Source organism: Anaerolineae bacterium (genome assembly GCA_014360855.1).
GTDB lineage: Bacteria > Chloroflexota > Anaerolineae > JACIWP01 > JACIWP01 > JACIWP01.
Map to the genome: position 1 here is coordinate 1 of JACIWP010000105.1, position 9986 is coordinate 9986.

General features: G+C 65.2%; 7 protein-coding genes. 6 read left to right on the top strand and 1 reads right to left on the bottom strand.

Annotated elements, in window-relative coordinates:
- Positions 1-216: 216 nt before the first annotated feature.
- The 5 genes from H5T60_07280 (at position 217) to H5T60_07300 (ending at position 7451) form a co-directional block, all read left to right on the top strand.
- Complete coding sequence (locus tag H5T60_07280; protein ID MBC7242232.1) at positions 217-1398, top strand: LysM peptidoglycan-binding domain-containing protein; 1182 nt, start codon at positions 217-219, stop codon at positions 1396-1398.
- A 675-nt stretch (positions 1399-2073) separates the two neighbouring features.
- Complete coding sequence (locus H5T60_07285) at positions 2074-3156, top strand: hypothetical protein (GenBank protein ID MBC7242233.1); 1083 nt, start codon at positions 2074-2076, stop codon at positions 3154-3156.
- A gap of 175 nt (positions 3157-3331) precedes the next feature.
- On the top strand, positions 3332-5314 hold the full coding sequence (locus H5T60_07290) for a hypothetical protein (protein MBC7242234.1): 1983 nt from the start codon (positions 3332-3334) through the stop codon (positions 5312-5314).
- A 14-nt stretch (positions 5315-5328) separates the two neighbouring features.
- Entirely contained in the window at positions 5329-6543 is a 1215-nt protein-coding gene (locus tag H5T60_07295; protein ID MBC7242235.1) for an alanyl-tRNA editing protein, read from the top strand.
- 23 nt (positions 6544-6566) lie between these two features.
- Entirely contained in the window at positions 6567-7451 is an 885-nt protein-coding gene (locus tag H5T60_07300; protein ID MBC7242236.1) for an MBL fold metallo-hydrolase, read from the top strand.
- Positions 7452-7454: 3 nt separating this feature from the next.
- Here the strand turns inward: H5T60_07300 and H5T60_07305 are convergent, their stop codons facing one another.
- The gene (locus tag H5T60_07305) at positions 7455-8783 is read right to left on the bottom strand and encodes a hypothetical protein (GenBank protein MBC7242237.1); all 1329 of its coding nucleotides are present in this window, start codon (positions 8781-8783) and stop codon (positions 7455-7457) included.
- Positions 8784-8804: 21 nt separating this feature from the next.
- Here H5T60_07305 and H5T60_07310 point away from each other — a divergent pair.
- Positions 8805-9986: glycosyltransferase family 39 protein (locus H5T60_07310; protein ID MBC7242238.1), on the top strand; the 1182-nt coding region annotated here is incomplete at its 3' end.

Consider the following 9986-nt stretch of genomic DNA (forward strand, 5'->3'; position numbering starts at 1 on the left):
GGTATGTTAGTGTCACGACGCCCTCTCTGCTCTATGGTTGGTTTCGCAACTACCAAATAGCAGGAGGACGTCGTACTGTCAAAAGTGGGTAAGACCCAGTCTCCAATCCCCTTGACACGGCCCCTGGCATGATGTAAGATTATGTTAGGTTTTGTGGCGCTGTGCGTTGCCGGCCGGTTCCGCGCCGGCATTCAAGCATGTGAGGAGGAATAGCCCATGACATATCGTGCGGGCAGGTGGGTCATCCTGGCCTTGGTGCTGACCGTCCTGATGGGGATGGTGGCGCCGGTGCAGGGCGCGCCGGCAGCCAGCGGCCAGGTGGTGCACGTGGTGCGCTGGGGCGAGACGCTGGAAGGCATCGCGGCTCGCTACGGCGTCAGCGTGTGGGCGATCGTGCAGGCCAACGGGCTGGCCAACCCGGATTATATTTATGTGGGCCAGACGTTGATCATCCCGGTGGCCGGCACGCCGGCGCCGGCCGGCGGCACCACCTACGTGGTGCAGTGGGGGGATTCCCTGAGCAGTATCGCCTACCGCTTCGGCACGACCGTGGAAGCGATCATGCTGGCCAACGGCCTCAGCAACCCCAATTTCATTTACGTCGGCCAGGTTCTGACGATCCCGGGCGCCGCCGGCACGCCCCCAACCCCTCCGCCACCCCCGCCGGCTCCCATGACGCGCTATGTGGTGCAGTGGGGGGATACGCTGAGCTCCATCGCCTACCGTTTCGGCACCACGGTAGAGGCCATTATGCAGGCCAATAACCTGGCCAACTCCTGGTACATTTACGTCGGCCAGGTACTGCTCATCCCCAGCGGGACGGCTCTGCCGCCCAGCATGCCGGCGGCCACCTATTACGTGGTCCAGCCGGGGGACACGCTGGCGCGCATCGCCCTGCGCTACGGCACCAGCGTATGGGCGCTGGTGCAGGCCAACAACCTGCCCAATCCATCGCTGATCTACCCCGGCCAGGTGCTGGTGATCCCCGGCCAGGTCTATCCGCCGGCGCCGTATCCTCCCACCTGGCCGCCGTACCCGACGCCGACGCCGGTATCCACCCCGCGCCCGCCGGTGGTCACGCGGCAGTGGGTGGGCCGCATCACCAGCAGTAACTGCACGGACCAGGACACCTGGGAGTTCCGCTCGGTCCTGCGGGTCTCGGTCATCGGCAAGAAGGGCCTGCCGGTGCGGGTTTCCACCGAGGGCTGGCAGACGGTCGGCCTGACCGGCACCAAGCCGGAGTATGGCGAGTACGCGGTGGAGTTCGCGCCCTTCAACCAGGGCACCTACACTGTGACACCGGAGGGGCTGGGCACCAGCATCCAGGTGCGGTTGGACGGCCGCTGTACGGCCTATGTGGAGTTTGCGCCGGTGGATGTGACGACCACGAACCCATAATTGGGGCGCTGGGTTTGTGGTAGGTTGCGTGCCTCCCGCCGGCTGGCCGGCGGGAGGCTTTTTTCACGCATCGCCGCCCGTTTGCCACCAGCGCCCCTGGACTGTGCACACCTCGGTCACGAAGGGCATTGATATCTTCGATTCGAACGAGGAATAGCCCCTCCCTGACCCTCCCCGCATGCGGGGAGGGATACCATTCTTCACCATTCCCCGCACCTTGCGACTTATCGGCCTCCTGTCCCCCTGCATGCGGGGGGACCACAGGGGGACTATCTACCCGCCAGACCCGCGTACCCTGACGGACACAATCGCCGCCGGCCGCCAAGGCATCATCGGGCCAACAATATAGCTCTTCTGGCGTCATAGCGAAGATGACAGGAAGCACTTTATCATTTTCCATTCGATGAGCTTCCAGGTAGCATACAAGGCGCGTTCGGATCCGACAGGCTCTGCAGATTGTACCATTTCCCTGCTGGCCGGCAACGACCGCAGAGGCAGACTTATTCCGCCAACGAGAGTTCTCACCCACCTCCCTTTTCGTTTGCCGGAAGCCGCCGGCTGTGCTATAGTCGCTCCCAACCATCGGGTTCGAACCCATGGAGAACGAATCATCAACCTCTCCTCCCGCAAGTTATGATCTGCGGGAGGCCGTTTTGCGAGCGCAAGGGTGGTACAATGAACCGCACCGTGGTCCCTCACATCATGGAACTGGATGAACTGACCGCTCAGCTCCCGGCGGAGGAGCGCCGGCGCTTCGAGCGCATCTTCCTGGTCAGCAAAGCGGTGGGCCGGCTCCGCATCCCGCCGGCCATGCGGGAATGGGTGAAGGCCAACTTCGGCTCGCTAGAAGAGGTGCAGGAGCAACCGGTCCTCCGGGTGACCAACCGCATCACCCTGGAGGGCACCCTGTTCAACCCCCTGCGGGGGCGCCGGCCTCTGCCGACAGACCCGGCCCGGCTGGAGGAGGACATCCTTTCCGCCCAGGGCGACATGTTCTGCGATCCAGAGAACCAGACGCCGGCGGACGTCTTCGGCCGGGTGCGCGGAAAGTACGCCCTGACGGCCAGCAATGTGGCCAAATGCGATGGCTTCCACGGCGTGGTGGTCTTCCAGGAACATCATCCCCTGCGCTTCAGCGAGGAGCAGGTGATTGACTACTTCGATGTGGCTCTGCGCTGGGCCAAAGAGGCGCATAACGCCGATCGCGGCGCGCGCTATTTCTTCTTCCTGTGGAACTGCCTGTGGAAAGCCGGCGCCTCCATCCTCCACGGCCACGCGCAGATGACCCTGACCCGGGACATGCACTATCCGAAGGTCGAGCACTGGCGCCGCGCCGCTCAGCTCTATCAACTGGGCCACGGCACGAACTATTTCGATGACCTCATCGCTGTGCACCGTGCGCTGGGACTGGCAGTAGATATGCCGGGAGCGGTCATCCTGGCACACCTGACCCCGGTGAAGGAGAAGGAGATGCTGGTCATCGGGGAGCGCCCGCACATCCCCTTCCGGCAGGCGGTCTACCGGGCACTGGAAACGCTGGTAGGCCGGCTGGGCGCCCAGAGCTTCAGTCTGGCGCTGTACTGGCGCCCGATCGACGGCGTGAGCGAGGATTGGGAGGGCTTTCCCACCATCGTGCGGGTGGTGGATCGCGGCCCGCTGTATAGCCGCACCGCTGACATCGGCTCCATGGAGCTGTACGCCGCCAGCGTGGTCAGCACCGATCCGTTTGACGTGGCACGCGCCCTGCGCCAGGCATGAGCCGGGGACGGCGATGGCCATCCCCCAGATGGCGATCACCTGAGGGTCAGGGGATGCAAAGCGTACCAAAACGGTGATGATTTTCGGCCCATTTCGCCGGCTGGCCCAAATTATGCTATAATGAGCCGTACTGCGGTCGCAGTTGACATTAACCTTGCGGAGGAGGTTGACCGCGTTGACACAGCGCCGTTATCCCTGGAGAGGTATTCTGGCCGGCCTTCTGCTGGCCGTCATACTGTTTACCACGCTGGTCACGGCACAGGCGCCGGTGGTGCAGATGTATCTCTTCCACTCGCCGGACTGCCCGGACTGCCAGGAAGTTGTGAAGAATCTCCTGCCGGCGCTTCAGGAGCGATTCGGCACTTCGCTGGAAGTGCGGCTGATGGACATCAGTGACGCCGGCACGTATCAGCTCCTCCAGGCGCTGGAAAGCACCTACGGCATTAGCGCCGACAAGGCCACCATTCCGGAGGCGTTCCTGGGAGATACCGTGCTCCTGGGCAAGGAGGAAATGCAGGCCAAGTTGGCGGATACGGTCCAGCGGCTCCTGGATGCCGGCGGTGCCCAGTTCCCCACACCGGCGCCCACCCCCACGCCCGCCACGCCGGCCGCCCGCCCCACCTTGCGCATGATCCCGACAGTGACCCCGCATCCCGCCGGCAGTGTCCCCGGCGCGGTGCATATCATGCTCTTCTTCTCGCCCACCTGCCCCCACTGCGAACATATCCGCGCCGATTTCATGCCCAAGATTTATGAGAAGTACGGCGAGAAGGTGGTGGTGCGGGAATTCGATGTCACCAATCCCTATTATTTCGCCCTGGAGCTGGCCATTGAGGAGAAGGCCGGCATGCCGGAAAACCAGCGCGGCTATATCCCGCTGATGATCGTCGGGCGCTATCTGCTCCCCGACGCCAACGTCATCGAGAGTTCCCTGGAGGAACTGATTGACGAGTATCTGGCGCAGGGCGGCGCCCCCTGGCCCATTGACCCGATGTACTTCGAGCCGCCGCAGGGCACCATCACGCCGCCGCCGGCGGCCAGCACCGCTCCGCCAACCGGCACGCCCCAGCCGGCCAGCGCATCGAACAAGACCATTCACATGGCCTACTTTTCCAAGGCCGGCTGTCAGGAGTGCGACCGCGCCCAATACGAGATCAACTACCTGAAGAGCAAATATCCCAACCTCGAGGTCTCGCTCTTTGACATCAACGAGTACGCCGCGCTCAACGAATGGCTGTGCACTAAGTACAACGTGCCCGAGCGCTTCCGGCTCACCGCGCCGGCGATATTCGTCGGACAGGACTACCTGGTGGGAGGGGACGTCAGCACCGCCAAAATCGAGGCCCTGATCCAGAAATACCAGGCAAGCGGTGCCGAGGTGACCTGGGAGAATTGGGAGCAGGAGGCCCCCAACGCCCAATCGCGCATCATCGAGCGCTTCAAATCCTTCGGCGTGCTGACCGTGGCCGCGGCCGGCCTCATTGACGGCCTGAACCCCTGTGCCTTTGCCACGTTGGTCTTCTTCATTTCCTACCTGGCCTTTGTGGGACGCAAGGGGCGCGACATCCTGATGGTCGGCGCCAACTTCGCCCTGGGTGTCTTTCTGACTTACCTGCTGGTCGGTGTGGGGCTGTATCAGGTGCTGACGCGGCTCCCCTTCCTGACCACCTTGGGAAAATGGGTGTACGGCATCACGGCGGCGCTGTGTCTCCTGCTGGCAGTGCTGAGCTTCATGGACTACCTCCAGGCGCGGCGCGGCAAGCTGGAAGAAATGCGACTGCGCCTGCCCCTGCAGTTGCGCCGGCGCATCAACCAGGTCATCCGCGAGAGCGCATCCGCTCAGGCCATCGCCGGCGTCGCCTTCGCCACCGGCTTCGTTATCTCGCTTATCGAGCTGGCCTGCACCGGCCAGGTCTATCTGCCCACCATCCTGTTCGTCATGGGTGTGCCGGCCATGCGCGCCAAAGCGTTCATGTACCTCCTGCTTTACAACCTGCTCTTCATCACACCGCTCATCGTCGTCTTTGTGCTGGCCTACCTCGGCACCACTTCGGAGCAGTTGGCGCGCTTCGTGAACACCAACACCGCCCGCATCAAGCTGGCAACCGCGCTGCTCTTCATCGCGCTGGGCGTCTGGCTGGTCACCCTGCTGATATGAGCCGGGACAGCGCCATGACCGTGAAACTGTATTACGAGGACGCCTATCTGACGGAGTTCGAGGCCCGGGTGGTGCGCCGGCTGGAACTGGACGGACGGCCGGCGGTGGTGCTGGACCGCACCGCCTTCTACCCGACCGGCGGCGGCCAGCCCCATGACACGGGCTGGCTGAACGATATACCGGTGCTGGACGTCCTGCTGGATGAGGCATCGGGCGAGGTACTCCATGTCCTGGCCGGCCCCTTGGCGGAAGAGAACGTCATCGGCCGGCTGAACTGGGAGCGCCGCCATGACCACATGCAACAGCATACCGGCCAGCATATCCTCTCCGAGGCGTTCATGCGCGTGAACGGCGCACAGACCGTCTCCTTTCACCTCGGCGAGGATGCCAGCACCATTGACCTGGACCGGGCGCCGATACCAGCGGAGGAACTGCGCGCCGCCGAGGACCTGGCCAACCGCATCGTCTTCGAGAACCGGCCGGTGACGGCGCGCTTCCTGGCGCCGGCGGAGGTAGCCCAGGTGCCTTTCCGCAAGCCGCCGGCGGTCTCGGAGAACATCCGGCTGGTGGAGGTGGCCGGCTTCGACTGGTCGGCCTGCGGCGGCACCCACTGCCGGAGCACCGGCGAGGTCGGCCTCATCCATATTGCCGGCGTCGAGCGCCGCGGTAGTGAAACACGCGTGACCTTCCTGTGCGGCCGGCGGGCCCTGCAGGATTACCGCCGCAAAGAGGACGTGCTCCAGGAGGTATGCACATTTCTCACCACGGGCTGGCAGGTCCTGCCCGAAATCGTCCGCAAAATGGACGAGGAACGCCGGGCCGCTCAGCGGCAGTTGCAGAAGGCACGGGAAGAGCTGGCCGGCCTGGAGGCGCTCGCGTTGCTGACCGGCGCGGAGCAAGTTGGAACGTGGCGGGTCGTGCGCAAGGTGTTCGCCGACCGCGAGCCGGCGGCGGTCAAACAGTTGGCCGGCCGGCTCCTGGAGCATGCCGGCGTGGTGGTACTGCTGGGCTGGCAGGGGCCGGATAAGGGGCAGTTGTTCCTGGGCCGCTCCGCGGATGTGCCGGCGGACATGCAGGCGCTCCTGCGGCAGGTCTGTGGGAAAGTGGGCGGCGGGGGCGGCGGCCGGCCCGACTTCGCCCAGGGCGGCGGCATGCCGGCGGATCGCGTGGCGGAGGCGCTCGAGCTGGCGATGACATTCCTGGCCGGCGGAGCAGGGCCCAGCCTATGAACTCTGTCAGCAGGAGGACGGCGATGGAACCGGGAATGCGGGAAGTCGCTCCAGGGGTGTACGTGAAGCGGGACAGCCGGGGCACCAATCTGGGGGCCATTGTCACCAGCGTGGGCATCGTGGTGGTGGATACGCCCATGATCCCGCGCGAAGCGCGCGCCTGGCGCGCGGAGCTGGAAGCGGTGACCGGCAAGAAGCCCGTCTACGTCATCAACACGGATCACCACAAGGGGCACGCGCTGGGCAACGTCTTCTTCGGCGCGCCGGCCATCGCCCATATGGTGGCCTGGAAACATATGCGCGGCTACGGCGACAACTTCAAACAGCGCCTGGCCGACCGCTACCGGGACAAAGACCCCGAGACCGCCCGCGAGTTATTGCATCTGGACATCCAACTGCCGGAACTCACCTTCGAGGAGCGGATGACCCTCTATCTGGGGGATACGGTGGTGGATATCTTGTATGCCGGCGGGCACACGCCGGCGTCCTCCATCGTCTATGTTCCTCGGGCGCGTGTGGTCTTCACCGGCGACCTGGTGGTCTGCAACATGCATCCCTTCATGGCACAGGGAAGCTCGGGCGAATGGGTGCGCGCCCTGGAACAGCTCAAGAGCATGTCCATTGACGTGCTGGTGCCGGGGCACGGGGAGGTGTGCGATAAGCAGGTCATTGATCCCCTGCTGGACTACCTGCGGGTGGCGAGAGAGCTGATCCGTCAGGAGTACCTTGCCGGCCGCTCCAAGTCGGAGGCGGCGCGCAATGTGCTGACCAAGATCATCGGGTTTTTCCCACGCAAGCCCAGCGCCGGCGTCAAGCTGGAGGCCAAGATCAAATCCGGGCTGGGACACGTCTACGACGAGATCCGCCGGGAGGAAGAGCAGAGAGCGGCCAGCCGCGCCACCGCCTGATCCTCACGGCGTGATGGGCAGGAATATGGTCACAATGGCCTGATACGTCCAAAACGCATCCAGGTACTGCCCGTTCCATCCGCCCAGGGCATAGACCGTTTTGCCGTCGCTGACGGCGGCCAGGTTGCGCCATTCCCCCTCGATGGGGGTATCGAAGCGGGTCCACTCCCCCTTTTCGACATCATACTGCTCGTTGTAGGCCATATAGCTCTGCCACCCCCCGCCGATGGCATAGAGCGTCTTGCCGGCGGCGGCCAGACCCAACCCGCCGCGCGCCAGGGAGAGGGGAGCACAATCCCCCCAGGGGTCCTGGCCGGCATCAAAGGCGGCCGGCGAAAAGACCTGACAGATGTTCAGCTCCCGCTGACCGTCAAATCCCCCCACCACATAGATGCGGTCGTCCAGCACCGCCGCGCCGGCAAACGCCCGCGGCAAGGACAGAGGAGGCAGAGGCTCCCACTCACCCTTTTCGGGGTCCAGCCGCAGGGCCGTGCGGGTGTACCCCTGTTCGTTGGCCCCGCCGAACAGGTAGACTTTGCCGCCCCATGCCGCCAGCGCGTACCCGCACAGCGGCTCCGGGAGCGCCGGCCCCCGTTCCCACTGCCCTGTCTCCAGGTTGTAGGCCTCGACCTCGGCAGTGACGCGGCCGTCAGGGAGGAAGCCGCCGGGCACCCAGATGCGGCCGGCGGCGACCGCCGCGGCTACGTTGCTGACCGGCGTGGGCTTATAGGGCAGGGCGCTCCACTGCCGGCTGGCGGTGTCATAGATGTCGGATGCGCCGGTGATGCCGTCGTTCGTGTCGCCGGCGATGACGTAAAGCCGGCCGGCATGCCAGACCGCGGCCTGCCGGCCGCGCGCCAGCGGCATGGCCGGCTGTTGGGACCAGCGGCTGGCGGAAGTGTTGGTGGGGAGCAGGGAGGTGCTGACGGAGCGCTCGGCAAAGGGACTGGCAGGCCGGCCGGCGCTGGGTGTAGCGCGGGCCGGGAGCAGAAGAGCGATCCCCAGCATGACCAGCAGGCTCGCCAGCAGAAAGATGCGCTGGGGCAGGGAAATGGGGGCCGAGGCAGGGACGGCCGGCGCTTCAGGCACGGCCGGCGCAGAGCCGGGCATCCCCTCTAACTGGATCCAGCCCTCGCGCACCGCCAGCATGGCCGCTTCCGTGCGCGATTCCACGCCCAGCTTGTCGAAAATGTTGCGCAGATGTACTTTGACCGTGTTGACGCTGATGAACAGCTCCCGGGCAATCTGCTGGTTGCTGGCCCCTTTGGCCACCAGCGTCAGCAGTTCCAGCTCCCGTTCGCTCAGCGGCGATGGCGAACTGCGCTCTTCCATACCATCCCTGCTTGTTCTGCGGTGTACCTGCCCTGCATTATCGCACGGCGGGGGCAGTGGGGCAAATTGCGCCGTGCCGGGCCGTACGCCGCCGGCGGATTTGACCCGCTCCCTTCCATCATCTACAATACGCAGGACGGCCGGCCCGGATACGGCCCGCCGGCGAAACGCTGTCTGGGCACGGAGAACCCTGGCATGACGCGATACATGCACCGCTATGGTCACATTCTGCTTCTGGTGCTGGTACTGCTGACCGCCGCCGGCTTTCGCTTCTACGAACTGCAGTGGGACCGCGAGATGGATGCCTTCCCCCATCCCGACGAGCGTCATCTCGCCAATACCATGTCCCATGTGTCCCTCTCCTGGCCGCCGGACTGGCGCAACCTGCTGGACCCGGATCACAGCTCCCTGAACCCGCGGCGCATTAACCCCGAGGACCCCGCCGGCGGCCATTACGACCTGGCCTACGGCACCCTGCCGGTCTACCTCTACCGCTTCCTGACCGTGATATTCCCCGGCCGGCAGGGGGAGTACCGCCAGTTCTTCGTGGTGGGCAGGATTACTACCGCCCTGCTCTCCCTGCTCACGGTCCTGCTGGTCTATCTGTTGGGGCGCACCTTCTGGGGCCGGCGCGAGGGCCTGCTCGGCGCGGCCCTGCTGGCGCTCAGCGTGACCCATATCCAGCTCTCGCATTTTATGACGGTGGACATCGCCCTGACGGCCTTCGGGACGGCGGCGGTGTACGCCGGCGCGCGGCTTGTGGCGCGCGGCGGATGGTGGCGCGCCCTGCTTATGGGGCTGATGGTCGGATGCGCCGCCGCCTGTAAGGTCAGCGGCTTCACCTATGGGGCGGTCATCCTTGCCGCCGGCCTGCTGGTCCTTCTGCGGCCGGGCGATGAGCGGCTCAGCCGGCGCCTGGGCAGGACGCTGGGCTATATGGCGCTGGCCGGCCTGGGGGTGGTGCTGGCCTTCGGCACTTTTGAGTTCTACGCCCTGCTGGACCCCGCGACGTACCTGGAGGCCATCGGCCGGCAGGCCGAGATGGTGCGCGGCGAGGTGGATTGGCCCTACACCCGCCAGTACGTCAACACCGCTCCCTATGTCTATCACCTGAACAACCTCCTGCGCTGGGGGCTGGGATGGGCATTGGGCATCGCTGGCCTGGCCGGCGTGCTGGCCGCATTGGTCCATCTGGTGTGGGCG

Excerpts from the sequence above, each read along its gene's own strand:
- H5T60_07285 (MBC7242233.1), top strand. The coding sequence starts at position 2,074 with ATGAACCGCACCGTGGTCCCTCACATCATGGAACTGGATGAACTGACC.
- H5T60_07300 (MBC7242236.1), top strand. The coding sequence starts at position 6,567 with ATGGAACCGGGAATGCGGGAAGTCGCTCCAGGGGTGTACGTGAAGCGG.
- H5T60_07280 (MBC7242232.1), top strand. The coding sequence starts at position 217 with ATGACATATCGTGCGGGCAGGTGGGTCATCCTGGCCTTGGTGCTGACC.
- H5T60_07305 (MBC7242237.1), bottom strand. The coding sequence starts at position 8,783 with ATGGAAGAGCGCAGTTCGCCATCGCCGCTGAGCGAACGGGAGCTGGAA.
- H5T60_07295 (MBC7242235.1), top strand. The coding sequence starts at position 5,329 with ATGACCGTGAAACTGTATTACGAGGACGCCTATCTGACGGAGTTCGAG.